The sequence below is a fragment of the Microbulbifer mixtoriginis (SeqCode) genome (assembly GCF_052466865.1).
This window is the reverse complement of record NZ_CP174293.1, coordinates 2,461,629-2,488,541: the sequence shown is the minus strand read 5'-3', so window position 1 is coordinate 2,488,541 and position 26,913 is coordinate 2,461,629. Positions and strand designations below refer to the sequence as shown.

Annotated in this window: 22 protein-coding genes; 6 read left to right on the top strand and 16 right to left on the bottom strand. The window is 49.0% G+C overall.

Annotated elements, in window-relative coordinates; genetic code table 11:
- Nucleotides 1-59 precede the first annotated feature (59 nt).
- Both prpB and ACJJJA_RS11360 read right to left on the bottom strand, forming a co-directional pair.
- Entirely contained in the window at nucleotides 60-938 is an 879-nt protein-coding gene (gene prpB / locus ACJJJA_RS11365) for a methylisocitrate lyase (protein ID WP_252085778.1), read from the bottom strand.
- A 3-nt stretch (nucleotides 939-941) separates the two neighbouring features.
- A complete protein-coding gene (locus ACJJJA_RS11360; RefSeq protein ID WP_252085777.1) occupies nucleotides 942-1,595 on the bottom strand; it encodes a GntR family transcriptional regulator in 654 nt (217 codons plus the stop codon).
- A gap of 332 nt (nucleotides 1,596-1,927) precedes the next feature.
- On the opposite strand from ACJJJA_RS11360, the gene ACJJJA_RS11355 reads away from it, so the two are divergent.
- Entirely contained in the window at nucleotides 1,928-2,455 is a 528-nt protein-coding gene (locus ACJJJA_RS11355) for a DUF2062 domain-containing protein (RefSeq protein ID WP_444885079.1), read from the top strand.
- Here ACJJJA_RS11355 and ACJJJA_RS11350 read toward each other — a convergent pair.
- From ACJJJA_RS11350 to ACJJJA_RS11325, 6 genes are all read right to left on the bottom strand, one after another.
- Complete coding sequence (locus ACJJJA_RS11350) at nucleotides 2,445-2,864, bottom strand: hypothetical protein (RefSeq protein WP_444904655.1); 420 nt, start codon at nucleotides 2,862-2,864, stop codon at nucleotides 2,445-2,447. The two genes, ACJJJA_RS11355 and ACJJJA_RS11350, sit on opposite strands and share 11 nt — an antisense overlap.
- A 13-nt stretch (nucleotides 2,865-2,877) precedes the next feature.
- Complete coding sequence (locus tag ACJJJA_RS11345; RefSeq protein ID WP_444904654.1) at nucleotides 2,878-4,137, bottom strand: lipoprotein-releasing ABC transporter permease subunit; 1,260 nt, start codon at nucleotides 4,135-4,137, stop codon at nucleotides 2,878-2,880.
- Entirely contained in the window at nucleotides 4,130-4,882 is a 753-nt protein-coding gene (gene lolD / locus ACJJJA_RS11340; protein ID WP_444904653.1) for a lipoprotein-releasing ABC transporter ATP-binding protein LolD, read from the bottom strand. Before lolD ends, ACJJJA_RS11345 begins: the two co-directional genes overlap by 8 nt.
- Before the next feature lie 72 nt (nucleotides 4,883-4,954).
- Complete coding sequence (locus ACJJJA_RS11335; protein WP_444904652.1) at nucleotides 4,955-6,196, bottom strand: lipoprotein-releasing ABC transporter permease subunit; 1,242 nt, start codon at nucleotides 6,194-6,196, stop codon at nucleotides 4,955-4,957.
- A gap of 51 nt (nucleotides 6,197-6,247) precedes the next feature.
- A complete protein-coding gene (locus ACJJJA_RS11330; protein WP_444886075.1) occupies nucleotides 6,248-7,882 on the bottom strand; it encodes an alpha/beta hydrolase in 1,635 nt (544 codons plus the stop codon).
- A 135-nt stretch (nucleotides 7,883-8,017) separates the two neighbouring features.
- Nucleotides 8,018-9,652, bottom strand: a complete 1,635-nt coding sequence (locus tag ACJJJA_RS11325) for an alpha/beta hydrolase (protein WP_444886074.1) — start codon at nucleotides 9,650-9,652, stop codon at nucleotides 8,018-8,020.
- Nucleotides 9,653-9,836: 184 nt separating this feature from the next.
- Here ACJJJA_RS11325 and ACJJJA_RS11320 point away from each other — a divergent pair, with 184 nt between their 5' ends.
- Together ACJJJA_RS11320 and asnS are read left to right on the top strand one after the other, a co-directional pair.
- Nucleotides 9,837-10,133, top strand: coding sequence for a hypothetical protein (locus ACJJJA_RS11320; RefSeq protein WP_444904651.1), 297 nt, complete (start codon nucleotides 9,837-9,839; stop codon nucleotides 10,131-10,133).
- 272 nt (nucleotides 10,134-10,405) lie between these two features.
- Entirely contained in the window at nucleotides 10,406-11,812 is a 1,407-nt protein-coding gene (asnS, locus tag ACJJJA_RS11315) for an asparagine--tRNA ligase (protein ID WP_444885086.1), read from the top strand.
- A gap of 59 nt (nucleotides 11,813-11,871) precedes the next feature.
- Here asnS and ACJJJA_RS11310 read toward each other — a convergent pair whose 3' ends face one another.
- A complete protein-coding gene (locus tag ACJJJA_RS11310) occupies nucleotides 11,872-13,833 on the bottom strand; it encodes a GMC family oxidoreductase (RefSeq protein ID WP_444904650.1) in 1,962 nt (653 codons plus the stop codon).
- Between the two features lie 582 nt (nucleotides 13,834-14,415).
- Between ACJJJA_RS11310 and ACJJJA_RS11305 the strand changes: the two genes are divergently transcribed.
- The 3 genes from ACJJJA_RS11305 to ACJJJA_RS11295 all read left to right on the top strand — a co-directional run bounded on the left by ACJJJA_RS11305 (nucleotide 14,416) and on the right by ACJJJA_RS11295 (nucleotide 16,169).
- Nucleotides 14,416-14,790 (top strand): hypothetical protein, encoded by a 375-nt coding sequence (locus tag ACJJJA_RS11305; RefSeq protein ID WP_252085766.1) that lies wholly within the window; start codon nucleotides 14,416-14,418, stop codon nucleotides 14,788-14,790.
- A 293-nt stretch (nucleotides 14,791-15,083) separates the two neighbouring features.
- Nucleotides 15,084-15,725, top strand: a complete 642-nt coding sequence (locus ACJJJA_RS11300) for a hypothetical protein (RefSeq protein ID WP_252085765.1) — start codon at nucleotides 15,084-15,086, stop codon at nucleotides 15,723-15,725.
- A gap of 174 nt (nucleotides 15,726-15,899) precedes the next feature.
- On the top strand, nucleotides 15,900-16,169 hold the full coding sequence (locus ACJJJA_RS11295) for a hypothetical protein (protein ID WP_444885089.1): 270 nt from the start codon (nucleotides 15,900-15,902) through the stop codon (nucleotides 16,167-16,169).
- Between the two features lie 108 nt (nucleotides 16,170-16,277).
- Here the strand turns inward: ACJJJA_RS11295 and ACJJJA_RS11290 are convergent, their stop codons facing one another.
- From ACJJJA_RS11290 to ACJJJA_RS11260, 7 genes are all read right to left on the bottom strand, one after another.
- Entirely contained in the window at nucleotides 16,278-17,153 is an 876-nt protein-coding gene (locus ACJJJA_RS11290) for an alpha/beta hydrolase (RefSeq protein WP_444904649.1), read from the bottom strand.
- 356 nt (nucleotides 17,154-17,509) lie between these two features.
- Entirely contained in the window at nucleotides 17,510-18,880 is a 1,371-nt protein-coding gene (locus ACJJJA_RS11285) for a M23 family metallopeptidase (protein WP_444904648.1), read from the bottom strand.
- A 3-nt stretch (nucleotides 18,881-18,883) separates the two neighbouring features.
- Nucleotides 18,884-20,380, bottom strand: coding sequence for a peptidoglycan DD-metalloendopeptidase family protein (locus tag ACJJJA_RS11280; RefSeq protein WP_444904647.1), 1,497 nt, complete (start codon nucleotides 20,378-20,380; stop codon nucleotides 18,884-18,886).
- A gap of 22 nt (nucleotides 20,381-20,402) precedes the next feature.
- Nucleotides 20,403-20,780 (bottom strand): BlaI/MecI/CopY family transcriptional regulator, encoded by a 378-nt coding sequence (locus ACJJJA_RS11275; RefSeq protein WP_252085760.1) that lies wholly within the window; start codon nucleotides 20,778-20,780, stop codon nucleotides 20,403-20,405.
- Nucleotides 20,781-21,391: 611 nt separating this feature from the next.
- Nucleotides 21,392-24,520: an efflux RND transporter permease subunit gene (locus ACJJJA_RS11270; protein ID WP_444904646.1), complete on the bottom strand. Its 3,129-nt coding sequence runs from the start codon at nucleotides 24,518-24,520 to the stop codon at nucleotides 21,392-21,394.
- Complete coding sequence (locus ACJJJA_RS11265; protein WP_444904645.1) at nucleotides 24,517-25,875, bottom strand: efflux RND transporter periplasmic adaptor subunit; 1,359 nt, start codon at nucleotides 25,873-25,875, stop codon at nucleotides 24,517-24,519. Before ACJJJA_RS11265 ends, ACJJJA_RS11270 begins: the two co-directional genes overlap by 4 nt.
- A 27-nt stretch (nucleotides 25,876-25,902) precedes the next feature.
- Nucleotides 25,903-26,571, bottom strand: coding sequence for a TetR/AcrR family transcriptional regulator (locus tag ACJJJA_RS11260; protein ID WP_444904644.1), 669 nt, complete (start codon nucleotides 26,569-26,571; stop codon nucleotides 25,903-25,905).
- Nucleotides 26,572-26,913: the final 342 nt, after the last annotated feature.

Genomic DNA, 26,913 nt, shown 5'->3' with positions numbered 1-26,913 from the left:
GTCCGAAAACCGCCATGCAAGCAACCTAACCCGGCATCTCACACGGTTTATAAAGTGAATTACTTCTTGAACAGCTCATCGAGCTTCTGCTCGAATACGTGATAATTGAGGTAGTCGTAAAGCTCCTCGCGGGTCTGCATGGTATCCACTACCGCTTTCTGGTCACCATTTTGCAGAATGCTGGTATACACATTCTCCGCCGCACGGTTCATAGCTCGGAACGCCGACAGCGGATACAGTACGATATCTGCGCCGGCTTCGCCCAACTCTTTGGCGTTATAGAGCTCGGTTTTACCAAATTCGGTGATATTCGCCAGAATCGGCACGTTCAGCGCGTCTTTAAATGCGCGATAGTGCTCCAACTTGGTGACAGCTTCCGCAAAAATACCGTCTGCACCAGCTTCGATACAGGCCTGAGCGCGTTCAACAGCGGCATCCAAACCTTCTTGGGCGAAGGCATCAGTGCGGGCCATGATAAAGAAGTCATCATCGGTGCGTGCATCCACGGCAGCTTTGATACGATCCACCATCTCCTGCTTGGAAACAATCTCTTTATTCGGGCGGTGGCCACAGCGCTTCTGTGCCACCTGATCTTCGATATGCACCGCTGCGGCACCGGCGCGAATCATTTCTTTGACAGTACGGGCGATATTAAAAGCGCCACCCCAGCCGGTATCGATATCCACCAGCAACGGCAGCTCACTGGCTGCAGTAATACGACGCACATCCTCTAGCACATTGTCTAGGCTGGTCATACCCAGATCCGGCAGGCCGTAGGAAGCATTGGCAACACCAGCACCGGAAAGGTAAATCGCCTTATGGCCAATACGCTCGGCCATAATGGCGGAATAGGCGTTTATGGTGCCAACCACTTGAAGCGGTTGGTTCTCGGCAAGGGCGCTGCGGAAACGCGCGCCGGCGGAAGGCTTTTGGCTCATGCTCTACCTCAGTTTATTTTCAATATTCTGCCTGGAAGCACGGATATGTCGGCGCATCAACAGCTCCGCCAATTCACCATCCCCCGCTTCTATGGCTTCGATAATGTGGCTGTGTTCGCGAAAAGCGCGCTGTGCCCTGGGGCTGGCCATGCCCAGCTGGTAGCGATACATACGAACACGGTAATAAAGACGGTTGCACAGGGTGTCGATCAGTAGATCATTCTTCGAGGCCTGCACAATACGGAAATGGAAGTCGAAGTCTCCCTCCGGCTGAAAATACGCCTTACCGGCTTGCAGCTCTTCCTGCTGTTCGTGGCGCGACAACATCTGGCGCAGTTCCAACAGGTCTTCCTCGCTGCGCTGCTCAGCGGCAAGGCGGCAGGCCATGCCCTCCAAAGCTTCGCGCACTTCGTAGAGTTCCAGCAGACCACGCTCACTCAGCTCCACCACACGGGCACCTATGTTTACCCGGCGCTCCAGCAAACCCAGAGACTCCAAACGCATCAGGGCTTCACGCAAGCTGCCGCGACTGGCATTGAAGCGGCGGGCCAATTCCGGCTCACTAATCTTGCTGCCTGCAGGTATGCGACCTTCCACAATTTCACCGCGCAAGGTCAAAAACAGGCGCTCAGCCAGGCTCTGATGTGGCTCCCGCAAGGGGCTGTTGGCTCCAGTGACACCCATATGACTTTAACATTGTCGACAATTCTTTGGGATTGCAGACCATAAATGAGTGCGACCTGGGCGTCAACTCGAATCCGCATGACTAATTGTTGACAATTAATGGCGTAAAATGACTTCTATCACGGTAGTAGTTTTGCCATCACTAAGTGGGCATAATAGCGCCCGCGCCAGATACGGCATGCCCTACCACCCTGGGCGCTCTATGCTTATCTGGGGTAGGGAAAAAATCCCGACGAACGAATTTTCCAAACCCCGGTACAGCACTCATTAACAAGGCTGCCAGCACCCAGGTTTCAGATAGAGTTATGCCGAAGAGTATTATCAGGCGATGGCTGCCAAGCCCCGAAGAAATCCGAGCCAAGAATGGGCTCAAGTTTCTGGGGACTCTTCTCCACGATCCCAACCTATTTCACCTGAACCGACACTCAGTTTCAGTCGCCTTTGCCGTTGGCGTGTTCACCAGCTTCCTGCCCTTGCCAGGGCAGATGATTATTGCCGCACTGCTCGCTCTATGGCTGCGCTGCAATCTTCCACTGTCGATTATTTTGGTGTGGATCAGCAATCCGGTGACCATGCCGGCAATCTTCTATAGCACCTACAAACTGGGCGCATGGATTCTGGGCACGCCCCCGGTAGACTTTGATATCGAGCTCTCGTGGGAGTGGTTGACGGAAGAAGTAGGGAAAATCTGGATGCCGCTGTTTTTTGGCTCAGTGCTGGCGGGGGTTTTCTTTGCCACTGTTGCCTATTTTTCTATGCGCGCCCTATGGCGCTGGCATGTAGTAAAACGCTGGAAGCTACGTATTGAGCGCCGCTCTGCGGTCAGCAGCTAGCCTCACTTCCATAGCACTTGCCGACCCAACCCAAAGCCGCAGCGCCTGCTGCTATGGCCAGCAGTGCCGGCAGGGCATAATCGGTGACAGCCCCCAATGCCAGGGCTACAAAAGTCCCTAGCAAAAAAGATATGGATGCAGCCTTAACCCGACTTCCTGCGGCGGTTAAGGCCACCACCCAAACCACCACCAAGGCAGAGATCATGGCGCCCAGGCAGATCAACCATAGAGGTAAGACCTGCCAACCTGCGACATAGCACACAGATCCTTCGCGCATACCATCCGGGCAGAAGGTCATTACCCGCCAGCTTTCAAATTTCAGGCTCGCCACAAGAACGAGGACCCAGGCAGTAAGTGCCGCCGGTAGCGGCAGCAGTTTGCGCAAAACATGGAAAGCCTTGCTCGGCACCAATCAAAACCGCCTATTCGTTACGCAGCGCCGCGGCAGGCTGCACACGACTGGCCTGGAACGCAGGATAGAGTGTGGCCAGCAGACTGAGCAGGAAGCCCGCACCAACTACCAAAGCCACATCTGCCCAAAATAGTTCTGATGGCAGATAATCCACCGGATACACATCGGACTTAAGGAACTGAATGCCTAATGTGGATTCAAGGCCCGCCACCAGGTCGGTGACCGCCAGTGAAGCCAGGACCCCCAATACACCGCCAACGAGTGCGCCAACTAATCCCACTAACGCCCCCTGGCTGACAAAGGTGAGGAGAATCTGCCGTGTGCTAGCGCCCATTGTGCGCAGAATGGCGATATCCGAGTGCTTGTCGATTACCACCATCACCAAAGTCGAGACCACATTAAAAGCGGCAATGGCAATGATCAGCAGCACCAACAAACCCACCAGATTGCGGGACATCTGGATCGCTTGGTAGAGATTACCGTGGGTGCGACTCCAATCAGTTCCGTAATAGCCATCGCGAGGCAGGTCTTTCAACAGCCGCCGCATAATCCAGTTGGCTTCCAGCATTTCGGTCACACGTAACTGGATGCCTGCGCCACCCTTTTGGCCAGCCAGGCCCTGGGCCTGCTCCCAGGAAACCAGGGCCAACGATTGATCCAGAACTGTCCCAGAATGAAAGACCTCCGCCACCTTGAAACCGGCCACACGTGCGGCGCGACGGCTACCCGAGGCCGCATCGTTATTGGGCACTATCAAAGACAGGTAATCGCCCTGCTCCACCCCCAGTTTTTCTGCGATTCCGCGCCCGAGAATTACTCCCGGCTCGGAATCATCAAGCATGGCTGAGAAAGCATTAGGGCTGAGGAAATCATTAATATTCGATACATTGACGATGGTGTCCGGATTTACGCCCTGCACCAACAGTGGTGTAACCTCACTGCCACGACGAGCCAGTGCGTTCACCTGCCAAACCTCCGCCGCGGACTCCACCTCAGCATCCGCCGCCAATTGATCGCGCAGAGCAGGCCAATCCACCGCCACAGTGGCGTTATAGATAGTCGCGTGTGGCATGATGCCGAGAATACGCTCACGCAGCTCGCGATCGAAGCCATTCATTACCGACATCACCACGATCATCAAGGCAACGCCGAGAATCAGACCAATCATCGACAGGCCGGAAATAAATGACACCAGGCCTACGGAGTCATCGCTGCGGCGCTGGGCTCCGGCATAGCGCAGGCCGATAAAGGCTGGGAGTGGCTTAAACATGATCACCTTGGTGCCAATCACTGAGAAGCTCGCCATCCACTAGGTGCAAGCAGCGATCCAGGGCCGCGGCAAGGTCCGGGTCATGGGTGACAATCACAAAGCTGATACCCATCTCCTGATTGAGTCGGTCCATCAATTTGTGAATCTCCCCTGCCGTGGTTCTATCCAGGTTGCCAGTGGGCTCATCCATCAGCACACAGGCAGGGCGAGTCACCAGCGCCCTCGCAATCGCTACACGCTGACGTTCTCCCCCGGAGAGCTGCGAAGGCTTATGATCAACCCTCTCACCCAGACCTACCGCTTCCAGCATGGATTTGGCCTCGGTCCGGGCATTGGCCACACTGTGCTTACCAATCAGCAGTGGCATTGCCACATTTTCCAGGGCACTGAATTCATTGAGCAGGTGGTGAAACTGGTAGACAAAACCGAGACTGCTATTACGCAACCAGCCGCGCTCATTGGCATTGAGTGTCGCCAGGTTCTGACCGGCCACCCAAACCTCTCCACTACTCGGCGTATCCAACCCGCCGAGTAAGTTGAGCAAGGTGGATTTGCCGGAGCCCGAGGCCCCCACGATGGCAAGCTTCTCACCCCGCTCTACTTGCAACTCCACACCACGCAGAACCTCAAGATCTCTGCCGCCCTGGCGATAGCTCTTGCGCAGCTGGCGGCAGGCCAGGACAGCATCACCGGGAGTCGTTGCCGGCCTCGCCTTCTCAGTGTCTATTTCCACTCGACTATTCATCAATATTTGCCGCTTCCAAATTCTGAGAAATCACTTTAGATGTTGATCGTAGCTATATGATTTATATGACAATTATTCGTAACGCAAAGCTTCCGCTGGCTCGATTTGGGCCGCCCGCCATGCGGGCAGCAGTGTCGCTAATAAACTCATACAGATAGCGGCGGATAAGACTACCACTGCATCGCCAACACGAAACTCCGATGGCAAATAGCTCACGAAAAATACCCGCGGATCAAAAATCTTGGCGCCCAAAAGGTTTTCTATCCAGCTCACCATCTCGGTGAGATTGAGCGCGATTAGGATTCCCAGCAAGGCGCCAGTAAATGCGCCTATTAGCCCGATCGCACTGCCCTGCACAACGAACACTGCCATTATTTGGCGTGAAGTGAGCCCAAGGGTTCTGAGCACGGCGATATCGGAGCGCTTGTCCGCCACCATCAGCACCAGGGCCGAGACAATATTAAAAGCCGCTACGGCTACGATGATCATCAACATTAAAGTGACCACCGTCTTCTCCATCTTCACCGCCTGAAACAGGCTTCCCTGGGAATGGCTCCAATCCTCACCACTAAAACCCTCTCCGAGGGCCGCGGCGTAGGGCTCAACCCTACCCAGGGCATTATCCATATCGTCAAAACGCAGCTGTAATCCCTGCACCCTGCCGGACATGCGCATTAATCGGGCTGCATCCTCTACATTCATCAATGCCACATTTTGGTCCACCTGAGCGCCTACCGAGAAAACTCCAGCGACGGTAAAGCGTTTGGTGCGTGGGAAGATACCAGCGGGAGTTACCGCCACCTCGGGCAGGGTCAGAGTGACGGACTCGCCGGGCAGCACATTGAGCTGCTGAGCGAGAATACGGCCGAGCACTATTTGGTAACTGCGGGGCTGCAACTCATCCAGGCTACCCATCACCATATGCTCGCCAACTTCAGAGACGTCGCGTAGGGCCTTGGGGTCTACACCTTGGAACTCGACCCCGTGGCTATCGCCGTAGGCGCTCAACAGGGCAAACCCTTTTACAAAGGGACTCACCGCCTCCACATGGGGCTGCTGTTCAAGCTTCTGAGCCACGCCCTGCCACTCTTGCAAGCCGCCTTCGCGCTCGATAAAGCCGTGGGGAACCACGCTCAATATCCGTGTTTTCAACTCACGATCGAAGCCGTTCATCACAGAAGTCACGACGATCAAGGCAAGAACGCCTAACGCCATGCCAATCAGGGAGAAGCCATTAATAAAGGAAATGAACTGCTGCCTGCGGCGGGCAGCCACATATCTCAGGCCAATAAAAAGGGGGACAGGTTTTAACATAGAGCCGATTTAAACGGAAAATAGTCAAGAAATCCAAGGATTTAGACAACTTCAGCGCTTGGGAAAAATTTTTAGCTTAGCCCGCAGGCGCTGCAGCTCTGCCTCGCTCCAATCCGGAGGCTCGGTCAGGGCAATCCAGGCGAGCGTGTATCCTGCTGCCGAATAGCGGTGTCCGAAATCCCGTGGTGTGACCCCTACATTAAAGTCCGCTAACAGCTGCAACATAGTGACAACAGGGAACCAGCGAAGGTCCGGAGACACATCGGGCCCTCTGGGGCGCTCCAGCCAGTCAGGTCTGCGAAACGCCCAGCGAAAGTCAAAAAAGACAATCGGATCACTAGCATGCTGCAGGAAGGCGATACGGAATCTACCCCAGGGCTTCTGCCCCAAATAACCACCGTACTGATTTCCAAAGCGCACCACCTCTCCCCCTTTAAACTGGGGGAGCCAAGCGGGGGTGCCGGGATCACGATTATCGGTAATCATTCTCCAGGACCGCATACTAAACGGAGGGCCAGCCCAAAGAGCACCATTAATGGGGCTATCAATCACATCGTAGAACTGAAAGGAGTCTTCGGAGAGCTTGGCTCCTAAACTTAGCCCGTATAGATAAAGTCTGGGGCGAGTGTTTACCGGTAGCTCCTCCCAGTAATCGTAAATCACCTTGAACAGTATGCGAGCGGATGTTCTGATCGACTGAGCATCTGTAAACAATACGATGGGGCCCGGTAAATACGAGTACTGTACGGCCACTGTAGCTACATCTCCTCGGTACAGAAATTCAAGAGAATTCACTGCCCCTGGGTCGATCCAGCCATCCCCAACCGGGGTTGCAATCAGCAAAATTTCTCGCTCAAACGCCTTTACGCGCTTCAACTCTTCAAGTGCCAATAGTGCACGCTGCTGTGGCGTGTCTGCTGAGTGCACTCCCACATAAACTCGAATGGGGTCCATGCCCTCCCCTGCAACCTCCCGAATATCCTCCGCAGATGGCCCAAGAGACAAAAATCGGCGCCCCTCATGTCCCAACCTATCCCAGGCAAGTAGCGAGTTCGCTCCACCTGACTTGCTGGGATCTTGCGGAGGCGGCAAGTTCGCAACAACAATCAGATCCAGCTTTTCATAGATAAGTGAGACTGCATAGAGGCCCGACTGCAACAACACTCCATTCAACACACTCCAATAAAGCAACAACGCGACAAGCAGCCCGGTAAGGGCTGCCACCCTTGGAGGGATGGTCTTTTCTAAACGGGCAGATACGCGCAAAACCACCCTGAGAAAGCCTTTGCCTGCCCATCTAAAGAGCAGGAATACGCAGAGCGCAACAACACCAATCGTAATTGGGGCGACGCCAGAAATTGCCGGCATGCCCATCAATGAGCGCACTGAATTCTGCCACTCCGTCCCCTGCCTAAGAAAAACTAAAATAAGGCTGACACCCAAAATAATTATCAGCCCCCTCAGTATTTGTCGCTGCCGATGGTCTAGCGGGATATCGGGAACCCCCAAATACTTCCAAACATAGCGGACCAGCACAGACAGTGAATATCCAACGGTGAATGAAAAACCGGAAAGAATACCCTGCACATAGGCATTGCGAGGAATCAGAGAAGGAGTGAGGCTCAGAGCGAAGCATATCGCGCCCAACAGTAAACCTGAAATTGAGAAAGCGGTTAATTTTTGCATTCATGCCGCCGATAAGCTTGAGCCCCAGATCAAAATGGCTTGCGCCAACTTCTCACTGAACAGCCCCATGTAACCCAATAAACAGCCAGAAATGTTTTTGATCTTGAAAGAGTACCTTCTTACGGCAGACCGCACTCAACGCACTGGATAAGTTCTGAGCTTTTCCCGTAGGCGCTTTAACTCCTCGTCACTCCAGTCGGGCGGCTCGGTTAACGCCATCCAGGCGAGGACATACCCTTCAGGTGCATAGCGGTGCCCGAACCCCAGTGGCGCAATCCCCAAGTTTAGATCTGCCAGTAGTTGCAGCATGGTCACTATAGGAAACCAGTAGAGGTCTGGAGAGACATCCGGCCCTCGTGGGCGCTCCAACCAATCCGGCATTTGAAACATCCAACGCAGATCAAAAAAGACTATTGGATCACTGGCGTGCTGCAAAAAGGCGATTCGAAAGCTTCCCCAGGGTTCCTGCCCTAAATAACCGCCATATTGATTACCAAAACGAACAACCTCTCCCCCCTTAAACTGCGGTAACCAGGCTGGGGTTCCGGGGTCGCGACTATCCGTGATGATGCGCCAGATGCCTGTGCCAAATGGCGGCCCTGCCCAGAGTACGCCATCGATAGGATCATCAATAATGTCATAAAAATCAAAGGAGGCTTCTGATAACTGAGCACCGAGACTCAAGCCAAAGAGGTACAGCCTTGGGCGAGTTTCAACTGGCAGTTCCTCCCAGTATTCGTAGATCACCTTAAACAAAGCCCTGGCGGAATCCAGCCCATATTGATTATCTGTTAATAATGCAATCGGGCTTGGCAAAAAGGAGTATTGGGTAGCAACGGTAGCCACATCCCCTCGATAAAGAAATTCCAGGGAGTTTATAGCCCCAGGATCTAACCAGCCTTCGCCAGTGGGTGTCGCAATTAGCAATATCTCTCTATCGAATGCATTGAGGCGCTTTAGTTCAGCAAGTGCCAGGAAAGCTCTTTGCAATGGAGTTTCTGCAGCCCGCAAACCCACAAAGACCCTTATCGGCTCTTTGCCTAACCCGGCAACCTCACGGATATCCTCCACAGAGGGGCCAAGGGTTAAAAAGCGACGCCCCTGATGCCCGACACTTTTCCAAGTTAATAGAGAGTCCGCACCGCCAACCTTGTTGGGGTCCTCAGGTGCCTTCAGCCCTTCTGCAATTGCCTGATCATGTTTTTCCCAAATGACCGAGACAATATGCACCCCTACCTTCAGGAGCACCCCATTTAGAATGCCCCAGTAAAGTGCCACTGCCACCAGCAACCCAATGAGCAAAGCCACCCTTTCAGGAATATGCACGGATAGATACTTGGTAACAGCATGAATGACTCGGCGAAACCCTTTACCCATCACCCAGAATGAGAGAAAGACCAGCAGGGCCACGGACCCCACGGTAAAGGGCCCGATCCCGGTAACTGGCTGCATACCCATCAAGGCCCGCACCGAGTTCTGCCAGTGCGCCCCCTGCCAAAGAAAAATAATGATCAGACATATGCAGGCAACCAGCGCTAAGCGTTTAAGCACTCTGCGCACCCCAGGACCGAGAGGAATGTCGGGAAGCTCAAAGTAATTCCACAGCCAGTGCATAAACAAGCCGATCACATAGCCAAAAGTGAAGGAGGTTCCGGCGAGAACACCTTGCATGAGGGCAGTGCGTGGAATCAGAGAGGGCGTAAGAGAGAGAGCAAAGAGAATAGCGCCAAGCAATAGCCCCAGAACTGAGAAGGTTTTTGAGAGTCGCATCCATGCCCGCCCACAGGACTAAGCCCAATGGTCAGCCTAGCACACACATACCCTCCTTCCCCGTACCTTTTTCCCCTACAAGGCGCCTTCTTCGGTATAAAAACGTGAAGAAGTCCAAGTGTTTTGGCATTTTTTCTGTTTTAATGGCCCGGCGTATTCGAACACCTAAATCGGAGAACAATAAATGTTCAGCAGAAATCGCAACGGAGTGGCCCTGATCGCTGGTACCGTGGCACTTCTTTTGGCATTTGGCGCCCAGGCAAAAACCCTGGAGATTCCTGTAGGCTCCCAGGGCGCAGAGCTGTCCTTTGGTGAAGCTCGCGGCATGAAGAAAAACGATATCAGCACGCGCCTTGGTGAGCCCCTCAGTATTATGGGTCCCGTCGGCGAGCCCGCTATCACCCGCTGGGAATACAACGACTTCTATGTCTTCTTTGAGCGAGACACAGTACTGCACACGGTGAAGAAGCCGCGCGGCTAGGCCCGTGCGATTTTGGGGCAGGTATCTAACCCAGGCCCCACTCTCTCTTTCCCGCAAGCCGCCAAGCGCTTTACCCACACAATCCTGATGCTTTTCAATGGCGCCACCCAAATAGGCCCGCTCTCCCGGCAAGCTTCCAAATTGCCAAGGGACTGGATTTCCCCTCAGCAACAGGTCAATATGCCCGCCGTAACTTCACCTTGGTGGCGTGGTCAGCTTTTAGGCAAGTCGGCAGAACACCACCTTCAGGACTAGCGAGAAACCGATAGAAAATGACAGTAAAAGTCGAATCCGTAGATAGCCTATTAAAATCCACCGGCCGTGAGGGCGAAGAAGTTCGCGTACAGGGCTGGATCAGAACCCGTCGCGACTCCAAAGCCGGTCTTTCTTTCCTGGCAGTACACGATGGCAGTTGCTTTGACCCTATTCAGGTCATTGCCGAGAATCATCTGCACAATTACCAGTCTGAAGTACAGCGCCTGACCACCGGCTGTGCAGTGGATATTGTTGGAACCGTCAAGCCTTCAGAAGGCAAGGGCCAATCGATCGAGTTGTTAGCTTCTGAAGTTCAAGTGGTCGGCTGGGTAGAAGACCCAGACACCTACCCAATGTCCCCCAAACGCCACACCATGGAGCACCTACGCGAACACGCGCATCTACGCGTCCGTACTAATGTCAGCGGCGCGGTGGCTCGAGTTCGCAACTGTATCGCTCAGGCGATTCATCGCTTCTACCACGAGAACGGTTTTAACTACGTACACACGCCCATTCTCACCGCCTCTGACTGTGAAGGCGCCGGCGAAATGTTCCGGGTCAGCACTCTGGATATGGAAAACCTGCCACGCAATGAGCAAGGCGCTATCGATTACAGCAAGGACTTTTTTGGCGAGGAGAGCTTCCTCACCGTATCTGGCCAGCTGAATGTTGAGAGCTACTGTCTGGCCCTATCCAAGGTTTACACCTTTGGCCCCACCTTCCGTGCGGAGAACTCCAACACCACTCGCCACCTAGCCGAGTTCTGGATGGTAGAGCCGGAAGTGGCTTTTGCCGATCTGGCCGATGTTGCTGATCTATCTGAGCAAATGCTGAAGTACATCTTCAAAGCCGTACTGGAGGAACGTGCCGACGATATGGCCTTCTTCGCCCAGCGCATCGATAAAGAGGCCATCAGCCGCCTGGAGAACATCATCGAGAATGATTTTGCTCGCATCAACTACTCCGATGCCATCGAAATCCTGGAAAACTGTAAAGAGAAGTTCGAATTCCCCGTCTCTTGGGGCATAGACTTGGCCTCTGAGCACGAACGCTACCTGGCTGAGAAACACTTCAAGAAGCCAGTGATTGTTCTGAACTATCCGAAGGATATCAAAGCCTTCTATATGCGTATGAACGATGACGGTAAAACTGTAGCCGCCATGGATGTACTGGCACCGGGTATCGGAGAAATTATCGGCGGTGCTCAGCGTGAAGAACGCCTTGAGAAGCTCGACGAGCGCATGGATGAAATGAACATCCCCAAAGATCACCTCGACTGGTACCGCGACCTGCGCCGCTACGGCACAGTACCTCACGCAGGCTTTGGTCTGGGCTTCGATCGCATCGTGTCTTACGTAACTGGCATGGGTAACATCCGCGATGTTATCCCCTTCCCGCGCACACCAAAGAACATCTCGTTCTAATTAAAAAGCCCCGCTCTGCGGGGCTTTTTCTTTTTCAACCTGGGTTTAGCAAGGCCCTATCAGGCAATCTGGCCCGTTGCCGCCGCAATAATATCATCGCTAGCTTTTTCACTAATCATATACACCGGCACCACGATAAAGAAGCCCGGAATACGTGGAAATACCGAAGCATCCACCACTCGTAAATTATTGGTGCCATGTACCCGGAATTTACTATCCACTACTGCCATTGGATCACTGGCTGGCCCCATTTTATTGGAACACGAAGCGTGGTGACCCCATGCCTGATTTTTAACAAACTGACCGATTTGCTCATCGGTCTGCACATCTCCACCGGGCAATAACTCCCTGGCTACCTGCTGGCCAACGATAGGGGCCGACATAATATCCCGGGATATTTTTACACCCTCCACTACGGCCTGTAAGTCTTTTTCATAATCACCACTACCCTCATCAAAATAGTGAAAGTTAATCTCTGGGGTGTCCTGCGGATTGGCAGAGCGCAAAGTTACCCGCCCAGCCGTATTGTTAGTATGACCTTTAAGTACGATCCAGGAGAAGCGATCTTTGTAATCCCTTAGCGCCTGAGAATAACCGGGGTAATAACCGTGGAAATCAGAGGGCGCTCCAAAAATAAACAAATCAGGATCTGGTAGGTCGGGGTGGGAGCGCTTCACCAAAGACAGTACTGGACCATTGCCACTGTAGGGGCCTTTATTCAGCCAACCGTAGCGATATCGATTCAGACAGGGGTCACCCTGCTCGCCCCAGGTACAATCCTTGAGAAGGGCCAAATCCTCGGTCATCTCACTAACAATGCCGACTTCGTAGCGATCCTGCAGGTTTTCACCTACACCAGGCAAGTCAACTATCTGATCAATTCCGTGCTGAAAAAGCTCTTGGCTTGGACCCACTCCGGATAATTTCAGCAGCTGAGGACTATTGAATGCCCCTCCCGAAAGAATCACCTCCCTACTCGCCCTCACCTGCCGCATAGTACCAATGGAGCCGGTATCATCGTGATAAGGGTCAGCCTTATAGAGGTTCGCCCCCTCCATAAACTCCACCCCAATAGCCGTTTTACCTTCAAACATCACCCTTGTTGCCAGCGCATTGGTGCGAATATGTAACAGGTTTGGATAGCGACTCTGGGTATCCAAAAGGTGCTCCCGTACGCTCTTGCGACGACTTCTGCTATCTGCAGCCATCGGGGCAATAAAAGGCCCCTCCTCTCCTGAGGCCACATCCCAGTGATTGATATCTAAGCGTAGGTTTCCAGAAATAATCTGTTCAAAGGCCCCCTCCAGTCCGTATTTCGCCAATGCTGCCTTGACGATTTTTAATATTGCCGGGTCTTCCAACAGCAAAGCCGGATTACCTCTATTAGTAGGAAGCCATCCATCAAAACCATGGCGAGAGGGATTCGAAAATATTGGACGGGAAACATATTGGCATCGCTCAAGCCGCTCAAAATATCGCCGCATATTGCTGCTGCCCCAAGAACTATCTCCTGTCACTTGAGCAATACGGTCAAAGTCATTGTTGTGGGGATAGACAGTAATCAGTGCATGGTGTGTCGTACAGCCCCCTATAGTACTAGCCCGCGGATATAAAACACCTTTACCTGGAATATACTTATCATCCAGCTGTTGTTGATTAAAATCCGCGTAATGCTTAATAAAGAAATCCCAGCTCAGCTTGCGGTCTTCTGACGCAAAAGGGTGCCAAGCGGGAATATTATGCGTGTCATCACTAAGGTCATTGGCCCCCGCCTCAAGCACCAATACCGAAAAGCCCGCCTTTGCCAGGTTTGCCGCTAATGGACCCCCTCCCGCACCAGAACCAACAATTACGTAATCATAAACATCATAAAACTGATTTGAACTACCCGAAAATGCAGAGCCAAACCCAGAAGCAACAGCACCTGCGGCCAAGCCCATTTGAAGGGCGCGCTTGGTAAAAGTTCTTCGGTCAATGCCTGCTAGATGATTTTTTTTCTCCGGCGTTTTCTTCTTATCCATATTAGTTATTCGCTCTAATGTTTTAAAGGCTGCACGACGCACGCTAAGGGATGAAACAGATACAATCTAAAAAACCAATACTAATTATTTAACTCTAAAGCTTTTCAAGCCTATCTAGAACATATTTTTAAGCAACCAGTAAAATCTCGTTTTAAAACGAGCATCGCAAAATGTCAGCACAATGAGTTATAACAAACTAAGCCTTTTCACCACCCAGAACTCCAATCCCAACCCCAAGAGAACCTTCTCCAACAACGCCTCTATCAAAGCCATTACCTTCATAAACTGGAATTTTTGATTAACTTACGAGTTGAACTCCCCCGGAGTTACAAAAGGCGACAAAATGTGAACTAGTGTGAACTTTACACTCGCCAATTATCGAATTTTATAAAATATAACAGTTAAACAATCGTACTTGTTGCGCCAAACACCAAGCCACAGTTATGATTCAAGTCAAGAAGCAAAAAAATTAAAAAAAACACTTCTGCTTTCAAAAAAGTAGAGAAGATAAAAAGCTTCTGAATTAGCAACTATCAACAGCTATTGACCAATGGCCAAATTGGTTTTAAAAGGGAGAAAGAGATGTCCCTCAGAGAAATCTATATTGACTCCAATTCCTTACCAAAATTTGGTTATTCCAGAGAGGAGGATGTCAATATGCTGATATCTAATCTGGATACTACCTTTCTAAATAATATCAGCATCGTTATTGCAAACGGAAAAGGAATAAGAATCTTCGACCAAGAGAGCATTAATCAATCAACGCTCATCGGATGGGTCTGTCGCTTCCCTGCCGGAACAACCCCTCCAAACGGCCTAAGAATTACTGAACAAGGCCCTGGGCAATATTACATTTCCCCTGAAAGAAATATGACAGCAACACGTTTTATCGAACTGCTGAAAGAAATGTCTCTGAAAGCAATAACTCTTTTCAAAAGAGCCGATAAAGCCATTTAGTGCTATTAGACACAAACAAGCAAACCAATAACAATCGAAGGTCTTTATTGCCTACAGACTTACTAAATAATACTGTAGGCAAAAATTAAAAAAGGCTTTTCCCAGAAGATTTTATTTAATCCACTCTCTTTTAATTTACCTTAACTGTAAGTAATGCTAAAGAAGTGGCCACTTAAACATTCCTTTTGAAAATAACTACGGATTTAAATCAACATCAATTCGTTTTGCCTTAAAAAAACCACCTTAAAAAGAACCCAATAGAAACAACCCCCTATATTGAAGGAGAATACGCTATGCCCAATCAAGTCCGGAGCCGCACTACTGCTACCAGTTGCAATGACATGCTCGCCGATCTGAGCACCGCTCTGGGAGTACCTCAAGCCAATATGCGTTGTATAGGTGTAATGATACAAGCAGGTAAAACCCTAACGTCATTTAGTAATTTTAAGAAGACCATAGGCGGTGGACATGTATCACCATTTGTTGTGGACGCCAACGGATTACAGAGCTGGGACGAAGTCTGCGACAGCAGCTGGCAAACCTGGGCACAAAACTCTGCCACTGGTGAAACCCATGGGACTGTAAATGATGTTATGTTCTACCCAAGCTCAGCAAATGACATCACTATCTATGTACACCCTGCTACAAATACCGAAGTAGCAACTGTTGTAAATAGAGCCCAACAGCTCTTGAACGCCACCAATCTTGTTTATAACCACAACCCAACTCTTACCTCCAGCTTTCCCACAAGTGGAGACTGCGTTACCAAGAGTGCCTGGGTAATGGGGGCCTTCTCTTATTCAAAACCTATGCAAGGTGCAGTAACTCCCTGGGGACAAGCGGTAATCTATGAAGCCTACACATCACCAGTTAACTTTATGAGCAAATGGGTCAAGATCAAAAACAAGGGCTGTAAGCTTGGAGTGATGAACTAATATCTGGCTATAAGATAAATTCTTTATCAAGGCACCTGCATCTATAACCCGGCGAAGAGTTAGGCGAGTTCTGTTCTCTTTTGCCGGGCCTCTAACTGACCACATCGAAGAGAAGTGTTCGATGCTATAGTTAGTCCAGACGCCCCCTAATAACCACTGCTTGAGGAATATCTAATGGTTTACCTCTTTATGCAGGCCTCAGTGAAAGATTTTGATAAATGGCAGGGAGTCCTTATAGACTTCATGCCAATTTTAAAGCGAATGGGCAGTACAAATACATCAGTGTATCAAGAAATAGGCAGCCCCAATAATGTGACCGTGATTCATGAATTCACCTCCAAGGAGAAAGCTGAAGCATTCGTGAACAGTAACGAGTTACATGACTCCCGAAAAGAGGCTGAAGTCATAGGTACACCTAAGATTTGGTATACCGAAATGCTATAAAAAGACTAGCTTCATATACACACCAAGGTACCCTCCACTACTTAGGTTTCACCTATTTACTATGAGCAGATGATCAAAGAGCTTACCTAAATTCAATGTCGTGATGCATTAGTGCATCTTCCACTGATCCTGATAAAGCCACCTTAAACCTTTTGCCAAGCCAATTGGAAAGGTTGAATAGTGATCAGCCCCGCTTACCACCTCATCATTGAGAGACATACCCTGATAATTTCGTGAACGCAAACGCCCAACAAAGGCCTTGTGACCGCCCACCATGTCATGATTCATCCCCCCGTTTTCTTTAGTCTCCAGAGCACCAGTTGCAAGGTAAATATTTGCACTTAATGATTTATTCCTTTTTGAATACGCCTCCTCAATATCAAAAATCATTTCATTTTTATACCAAAGCGATGGACTAGTGAGAATATAACTGGAAAACAGATCCGGCTTATTCAACAATACCCAGGCTCCAAATGACCCGCCTAAAGACTGACCAGCCAAGATTCTTTTTACAGGATTTGCACGATAATTTTTCTCTACAAACGGGATAACCTCTCCCTCAATAAACCTAAGATATTCTGGAGCACCGCCGGTCTTGTAGCGCCTCCAACTTTTATCAACCACCGGGGTAAGATCCCGCACTCGACTAAACTGTCCCAGCTCCCCTTGCGCAAAAGAGATACCGATTACAATCGCCTTATTCATACTTTTCAGATGTGTCACACCTGCAGCGACTTTGAAAGTATAAGGGCCATCATTTAGATAAAGGGTGGGATAAGTTCGATCACTCTGAGAATCATCATAATACCCAGCAGGCGTTTTAATGTATAAATCATATGTTCGCCCTAATATTTTTGAATGAATTGTAAAAACCTCAGAATTATCTAGCTCAAAAGCTCCAGGCTTGGGAACAACAAGCTCTTCAGCCAGCACAGGAACGGAATATAGGAATAACACGACTACAATACATTTTAACTTATACACACCCTACTCCTCAGAGTTTACTTTTATACCCCAAAAACCTTTACCTACCCAAATAGCAATCAGATCATAAAAGCATTAATTACCACAGGTATATGAGAGACATGCGGCATAGAAGCGAAAATAAGAAATTACCTGGCAACAAGTAAGGAGTTTAGATTTTTATATCCAACCGAGACCATTATCTCACTCAAAGGTAAATCTCAGGCCTCTGCTTTCCTACTCTCATTATTAATAAACGATCACTATCGGAACCAAACATGCAGTACAGCTAAGCTCAAGCTCTGCCACCCACATAAGATAGAAAAAATGCTCTATCATTTATACTGGGCCCCTAGCTCAAACAAATAAATAATTTTTCAGCTTTTAAGTGCCTTGTAGACCCTTAAGGTTTCATCTACCGCCTCAACAAATTCATAAAAGCGCTCCAAACTTTTTCCTGTTAAACGATCAGAAGTAGGAAGATCCAATCTAAGTGGATCTATTGCTTTACCATTTTTATGAATTTCATAATGTAAATGCCGCCCCTTAACCCTACCTGTAGCCCCGAGATAACCTATCACCTGCCCTTGCTTCACTTTCATACCGGCCTTGATACCCTTGGCATAACCTTTAAGGTGCGCATAAATAGTTTGAATGCCCGATTTGTGGGCAATGCGAATATAATTTCCAAAGCTACCAAAGTAAGAGGCCCTTTCTATAGTGCCATCTCCAGCGGCAAGTATTGGTGTACCTGATGGAGCACCAAAGTCAAGGCCATTATGCATTCTTGTATACCCCAATACTGGATGTTTACGTCTGCCGTAATATGATGATAGACGTGCATTCTTTAATGGAGTCTTCATAAGGAAGCTTCTTGAGCTTTTTCCACTAGGGTCCAAGTAATCAACAACGCCTGACTCATGATCTTGATAGCGATAAAGGGAAACGGAATCACTTTCTAGAGAAATCTTAGCAACATGTATTGCATTGAAAACTTCATCACCCTCTATATCATCCCGCAAAGTACTATAAAAGATGGAAAAGCGATCACCTGAACGAATCTCACGCTGAAAATCTATCTCGTAACTTAAAATTTCATTCAGCTTAGTCAGTATCGCATTATTCAGACCAAGCTGTAGACCAGACTTATATAAGCTACCTGCAATCTCACCTTCAACATAATGTTTTTGCAAAGTAGTTGGGTTTTTCTTCCTGATAACGATGAGTTTTTGACTAGATTTCTTAATCTCTAGACTCTCAGCAAATGCCAATTTCACCCCAATACTTTGAAACCGTGATTGCTCATCAAAAGTTAATTGAAAAACCTTCCCCACTGGTATTGCATTGACATCAAAGTGCTCAGATAAAAGCTGTATGACTCTATATGCATCTTTATTACCAACGGAGTTTTCAATAAGCAAGGATAACAAACCCTGATTTTTAGCAAGCGATACGGACTTTATTCGGTCATATTTATTGGTAACAAGGGATACACCACCCATTTCAGACTCATCAATTTGAGTATTTTCCACCCTCAAATAGAACCTATCCGTTTTTGCCGAATAAAATATAGACAGAACATCTTCATTAAGCTTAAAGATACTCTCTTTCTGATCAAAAGACTTTGCCTGAAGTACCTTTGGGTATAGCAGTACCATCATTAGAATATAAATCAATTTAAGAGTAATACTGCCAAAAGAAAACGGTATTCTTTCAGAATCAGCATTTCCAACTAGACACTTTTTCATATCTCAACCAAACCACAATGCAAGCAAATGTTCCGGATCAACTCTTTCACCTTGCTCAATCAACTCAAAATGAAGATGAGGACCTGTTACTTTCCCGGTAACACCAACTGTTCCAATCTTTTGTCCGGCTTTCACATTTTCACCAACCCTCACCTCCCGAGAATCTAAATGCGAGTAAAGTGTCTGTGTATTATCTCCATGATCAACTATAATTATCTTTCCGTAATTTCTATGTTTGTAGTGATCAGTTGAAACAACAACAATTCCACTAGTAACAGAAACTATTGGCGAACCCAGCGGAGCTGCGAAATCCGTACCAAGGTGAGGTTTCCTTCTGAACTCCTCTAAACCTCCAAATTGACTGCTTATACGTGCACCTTCAACCGGGGCTATCCATGTTTCTTTTTTAGAGCTGGCGATTGAAAAGCTAGAATTTACAAAAACTCCAAAAAATATTAGAAATATGGTAAAAAATACAAGTGCTCCTCTAAAGATCCCTGAAACCAATCTATTAAGCTCAGAACTTTCACAAGCAGCCTCCCTGATATACACCACTCTCTTTTTAAAAAAAGTTAACTGATTAGCCTCTTCAAATACTGAAAAGGCAGCAACACCCTTACAGCTGGTTTGCCCAGAGCACTGCTGTAATGTTCGTAGCATTGCCTGGGCATATACTCTTCCACTTCCTATTTCGGAGGATTTTAATACTTCTCGGTCGCAGGATAACTCAATAGCCCATAACATTTGCTCTTTAGCCCACCTAACAAATGGAATGAACCATAAAAAACTCACCAAAACATGGGCAACCATAATAAGCAAAGGGTCTCGCCTTCTTATATGGGTTAATTCGTGCTCCATAATTAATTGTCTTTCCTTGGCATCCATCGACATTAGATAACCAGGCAAAACGAGCCTCAAGTTAAGTAAACCAAAAACGAAAGGTGAGCACTGGGCCTTTGTAACAATTAGTTTTACATTCTTTTTAGACAGGTAATCAGACTGTTTACTGGTTAGCAGATTACTGGCAACTTGTCGCTTGAGGTCCACCTCATTAGCAATATCCAGCATTTTAACCAATCGACTATGCCTTCTAAACATTATTATCAGGCTCAGTAATACCCCACCAAGATACAAAATCATCCAGGAGCCCGTTAGAATGTCGATATAATTCAAAGTTAGTGTTTTATTCTCCAGCTGAGCACTTTCAATTACTGTATAATTAAAAGCCGCCTCTGGAGGCGTAAGATCATATCTAAACTCAGGCACCAAGCCCGTTGAAAAGAAACCCAAAAATTGCGCAAGAAAAAATGGCAGACTAATCACACATAAAACACACACCCAAAAGCTACGCCAGCTAGTAACACGCCTAGACTTAAAACTGGCCAGAGAGGTTATTGCTCTTACAGTGATATAAATGAAGCATGCCCAAATTACGGAAAATATGGATGTAACAAAAAGATTGGGCGTAAAGAATGACAACGAGGATAGTAATTCCTGCATATAATCTCACAGCCTCCCCGATTCAGTCTGCTTCAGGCCAGGCATTCAACATTTCCTGTAGCTCTTCCAGATCCTGGTCATTCATTAATTTACTGTTAGCAAACATAGCTATAGGAAGCGGACCATCCAGCTCAAGAACCCGTGAGGCGAAGTCTGTGGCATATTGTGCAAGTGTTTCGACCTTTTCAAGGGCTGCCTTATAGACTTGAATGCCGTGTACTTCAGACTGAATCACAAAAGACTTATCCCGCATTCTGTCCAACGTTTTCCTGGTGGATGAATAGGACCAGCGGAGTTCTGATTTCACCTCTTCATGCAACTCTCTTGCACTTAGTGGACTCTGCTTCCAGAGCGCCTTTAGCAAAGTAAGCTCTGAGGGGGAAGGTTTGGCTTCTTTCATTATTTTTTTCTCGTGACGTTAATCGCATTTTCGCTACACCGAGGGCAAGTATGCGACAAGAGTCGCACGCCGTCAAATAATAGATGGCTCTACCGGTCTTCATCTCCCGATGATTTTTTGCGCAGCAATTAATGGTGGGAACTAAACCAAAATTGATAACAACCAAGTACGAAGATTCGTAAGCCGTCATCTAGTAATTAAGTGGAATTAGGCTAGAAAGAGTGGGTAGTCTGGGAGGCCTAGCTATAAATCAAACATTAGCAAAAACGCACAGGAATTTTTGGATAAACCTTAGTTAACCACTTTGCCAGGGAGTCCGGATTCAAATTCAATCAGAAAACCGCTGCAGAACCTGCAGAGAGTGTATAGGTACTTATATTCATATTCTGCTTTCCAGCCACTCCAACGATAGCTTCACTGACAATCCAATGCATCTTCTTATCAAGCTGAATAGGTCAGCATGACTCATACCGAGACTGCTCACTACACTTCAATATGGGTTCAAGCGGTAAAAATAATAAAACTGGTCGAACGCCTAAACCCACCAAGCGCAAAGTCGATTAAGAAAGCCGCATGAAAGATCATACGACTTTCTTCAAGTCTAGGATTAACTAGGCTACAACAAGTGTTTCTTTCTGATGCGAACCTGCCGTGTCTCCCTCCTCCAGGTTTTCCGTAAACCCAAAGTCCTCCAAAATTCCATAAAGCGCCGGCAGCACCAAAAGGATCAACACCGTTGAGCTACTGATTCCAAATACAATACTGGTTACCAGGGGTACCAACACCTGGGCTTGCAAGCTTGTTTCAAACAGTAGGGGCAAAAGACCAGCGATCGTTGTAAGGGAGGTCAAGAAGATTGCGCGGAAGCGGTCTCGACTGGCTTGGCTTGCAGCGCTATGAACATCCATACCCTCGCGTACACGCCGTTTTACAAATTCCACCAATAGGATGGAGTCATTCACCACAATACCGGCAAGAGAGACAAAGCCCATCATACTTGGCATAGACATATTCTGCCCCATAATTAGGTGGCCCCAGATAACGCCGATCAACGCTAGTGGAATGGCGACCAATACAATTAAGGGCTCTACATAGCTGCGAAATTGTAAAGATAATATCAGGTAGATACCAATAGCACCGACCAACAAGGCGCTGCCGATGGACTTACCTGTGACTTCACTGTTCTTAATCTCTCCCTGCATATCGACACGAAGACCGGGGAATTCTTTTTTAAGTTCAGCGAGGAATTTCTCTTGGGTATCCCCAAGCACCTGGCCCGCATTAGCTTTCTCAGTAAAGACGTCGGCAAATACACTTACTACTCGTTCACCATCTATTCGCTGAACCCGTGCGTAATCACGATTCATCTCAACATCGGCAATGGCAATCAAGGGGACGCGCTGCTTGGTAACAGGATGGATAATGACCAGTTCATCAAAACGGCTCAGGGCTCCACGGGAATCCGCATCCATACGCACTTGGATCTCATAGGTTTCTCCCCGGTACTGAATCTCATCAATCTCCATTCCTTGATAAGCCGCACGTAACTGGTTGGCAACATTACTGGCATCCAGGCCAGATGCGTAGGCACCCTCACGCATTTTTATGTTTAATTGCGGCTTGCCTGGACGTAGGTCATCCACCACATTCACTACACCGTCGTATCCTCGCAGCCAATTCTGCAAGCGAATAGAAACCTCTTTCAGCTGATCCAGCTCCAGTCCGCTGATGCGTATGTGAATAGCACGGCCCGCGGGACCTAAGGCTGGTTCTTTATAAAGAATCGCGATCGCACCAGGGGTTTCACCTGCAGCCTCACGCCAAGCATGGCGCAATTCATCCAAACTGGTTTTACGCCCTTCCGCAGCCAGTAAGTCGACATTAATCGTTGCCACATGGGGTCCAGTTTCAAAGGCATCGCCATTGACACCAAAGGTTACACTTGCGTGATTGACGAGAGGAGCGCTTTCCCTTTCAGAAAATTCAGCGGCTACTAAATCAAGAGCATCTAACTGTTTATCGACCAGTTTTTCCATATCCTGCAAGGAGGTACCCTGAGGCATTAGGATGCGAGCTTGCAGCAGATCGCCCTCCAAAGTTGGAAACCCCTGAAACTTCACAATCCCAGCCGGCAACAAACTTACAGTCAAGAAGAATAGACCGAGCACCCCACCAACAAAGGCGTAACGGTATTTAACAGCCCAATCTGCCGCACGCCCCACACTCTCACGCCAGCCTTCAAAGCGTTTGGCAAAAGCCTTCTTCCAAGCGGGTGTTCGGCTTTTGTGTTCAAGCGCATGGCGCAAGTGTGCAGGCAAAATTAAGAAGGCTTCTAACAAGCTAACAATTAATACTGAAATCAGGACAATCGGCAGCACTTTAAGCACCTGCCCCATATCCCCTTTAATGAAGATCAGCCCACCAAATACCATCACTGTGGTTGCAAAAGAAGACAGGACTCCACGGGCAACGCGCTTGGTCCCATTCACTACAGCCTCTAACGGGGAGCGACCATCGCGATGTTCGCTGGCAATACTTTCTGAAAGTACTATGGCATCGTCCATCAAAATACCGATAGCAATTAGTAAACCTACCAAGCTGATCATATTGATGGATACGCCCATGGCGGTGATCAGGGCAAAGGAGCCTAGAAAGGATACCGGCAGTCCCATCACCACCCAGAATACATAGCGACCACTAAAGAAAAGATACAGCGCTAGGGCAACTAGAATCAGGCCCTGCCAGGCATTGGAGATAATCATTTGCAATCGATCGGCAACGATGGAGGCGCTGTCTTGGGTAAGGGTTAGCCTGATCCCCTCGGGCAACTTCGCACTTTCACGATCGACAAAAGCACGCACAGCTTCCAGTACACGCAGGCTATCATCCACACTGTTTTTTTCTACATTGAGCAAGGCTGCGCGATGACCATCGAAAATAATCTTGTCCTCCGCCAGCTCAAAGCCATCATAAATTTTCGCGATATCGCCAAGGCGCACTTCGGCACCATCTTCGCCTTTAAGGACTACAAGATTTTCCAACTCTTCTACGTTACGGCGCTCTTCAGTAAAACGCAGCTGATATTCACGATCAGGTGTGGATACCTTGCCGGCAGGCATATCAATAGCTTGCTGATCAATAATATTGGCCAACTCCATCACACTGAGCCCGTACTGGCGCAGGTTGTAATCGGATATTTCGATCTGCAGCTGATGATCTGAGAAGCCCGAGATACGCACTATAGGGATGGCTGGGTCACGCAGTAATTCGCGGCGATAGTGTTCCGCCAATTGATTCAATTGTGGCAATGGCAGATCGGCACTGATAGCAATACTGACAACGCCTTGAGTGCGCCCCATTTCCTTGACTACCGGGCGCTCTCTCTCTGCTGGCAGCGAATCAATGCTATCAACCGCAGACTCCACATCCGCAACAAACTGGTTCATATCTCCAGCTTCCTGCATTTTCAGGGTCATCAGCCCGAGATTATCCTTAGCTTCACACAGGCGTTCATCAATAAAGCTGATACCGTCAGTGGCCTCCTCCAAAGGAAGGCAAATACTGTCTTCGACCTCAGCAGCGGCGGCACCGGCATAGGGGACGGAAACCTGCACTTCGAATTTATCGATTTCCGGCATGGTTTCGCGCTTCATACTGGGTAGGACAAACAGTCCGCTCAACATGAGTGCAACCATTAACAGGTTCGCTGCGGTGGGGTGTGCGGCAAAAAAACGAATCACTGCAGTGTACCTCCAGTATTCACCACCACGGCCTGCTGGCCGCTGCTCACAGACACGCCCATACCATCAATCGCCGGTATCACATCGGTGACAATAACCTGCTCACCGGGCAACAGGCCTGCACGAATTACCGTAGTATCGCCCTGATGGTAATCCACCTGCACCTGCCGCAGGCGTAACTTGCCATTCTCCACCAGATACACCCTACCCTCATGCAAGGCGCGGCGGGGAATGGCTAGGGCTGGAGCGGAGGGTGCTATTAATTCAACACGAGCATACATGCCTCGAAACAGCGGCGGCTTTTTTCCGGCGAGGGCTTCGCCATAGGGATCGTCTACGGCAACCACTACTGAAAGCGTACGACTGGTACTATCGAGGGCCCCTCCCAAACGTACGACCTGGCCCTTCCACTCATTGTCTCCAGGCCCACCAACCAGAGTGATGCGCGCCTCCAAGCCCAATAGTATTTTGGGAAGCTCTTCTGGCGCTGGCACAAGGTCACTGCCTGGCCTGAGATTACGCAACAGTGGCGCCACATGAAGCATGGGAAGCTCAGCGGCAATTTCCACCTGATCCAGACCACTGGCATCGAATAAGCGCGCATTGCCTGCCACATATTGATTTTCCTCTACATGGACCTCACCAATACGCGCATCGAAGGGTAAGGTTACCTGGGTACGCTCCAGACTGTATTTACTATCCCGCACTTGAGCCTCAGAGCGCGCAATCTGGGCCTCGATTACCTTGCGGCGCGTTGGAAATAAGGAGAGCTGACTGGTTTGGTTTTGCACTTCCTGACGCAGGCGCAGCACATTTTGCTCTTCGACATCCACACTTGAGCGAGAAACCGTGCCCTTGGCCACTAACGTTTGCTTGCGCTCTAACTCTTTCTCACCCAGCTTCAACGTACGTTCGGCAATCTCCAAAGAGCGTTGGCTATTAACCTCCTCCACCTTGAGTTCCTGCAAATTAGCACGGTTAGCTGCCAAATCACTTTCAGCCCTCGCCAAGGCTAATTGGTAGCTAGTATCATCAATTTTCAATACCAGGGTGCCGGCAGGAATAATATTTCCACTCTCTAACTCCGGCGCCGTGTAGACTATCCGACCACTCACCTCAGCATTGGCTTCAAGAAAGGTGCTGGGTTTCACTTCACCGTAAGCTACTGCTTGGGCACGTAGCGGCAGCTCTTGCACCAACACAACATTTACCGGGGTGATCAGTGCATCCTGCACATCGTGGTTGGGCGGGCTCTTACTCATGACCAATGCCATTGAAAGAGAAATACCAACGGCAACAAGAATAGGAAGCGCCAGGCGGCGATTCATCAGTTTCTGTAGCTGTACCTTTTTCATCACCACCAATCTCCCAATATTCGACTGTTACTCGGCTATAGCGTTGTTGGCCACTCCATGGAGCAGCAACTTAACGGTGTGGTCAATCCACTTATCGCTGGTTTCTTCATCCAACCTAAAAGAGAAAATCTCCTTGAAGGGATCCCCCGCAATAAAGGGGAATGCAACCAAACTGACAAAAGAAATCGGCATAAGATTAATATCTAAATCTGGGCGTAGGTGGCCGGCGCATTGAAGCGCTTGTAAGAGCTCCCGCAACATAGGGCCCAGTACAGATGCCAGCCTATCGGTGAATAAATCGCGCATTCGACCAGGCTTGGAGGCCACCTCCCCCACAATAAAACGAGGTATCCAGGGCTCACGGATATAAAGGCGGATAATACGAGCCATTGCATCCCTCAGGGTTTCTAGACTGGGCTCCTTATCCCCCAGACTCATAGTGAGAAATGCCGGGCCACTCTGCATAAACTGACCGCGTATAACCTCGATAATCAGCCCTTCTTTACCGTCAAAGTGATAGCTGATCATGGCGGAATTTACCCCAGCACCCTGAGCGATCTCGCGAATTGAGATATCACGAAACGCTTTCTCACGAAGAAGTCTATGGGCAGATTGCATCAGGGACTCGCGTACCTGCCTTTCACGCTCTGGGTCCCTGGGCCGTCCACGGCCACGACTGGGTATGGTGTTAGTCAACTTGATATCCAATTTAATTAATCACCTGATTAATTAAATTGGATATTTGCCGGGAATACAAGATGAAAACCAGACTAATAAGTCACAAACTAAAGGGGCTCTCCGAGGCACTCACACAAAAAGCACTGCCAGACTGCCCCGTCACTCCAGGAGCCCTTAGCTCATTAGAAAACTGGGGAGCAGCCTTTAGCACCTGGGTACATTTATTGCCAACGGACAGGGAAAGAAAAAGCCAGCGCGTGATAGCAGATCAGAACTTCAGAAAAAAAAAGGCCCACGAAGGGCCCTTTTAGGGAGATAAATGACCCAGCAGAAAAAACTAAAAGAAATTTCCTGAGCCAT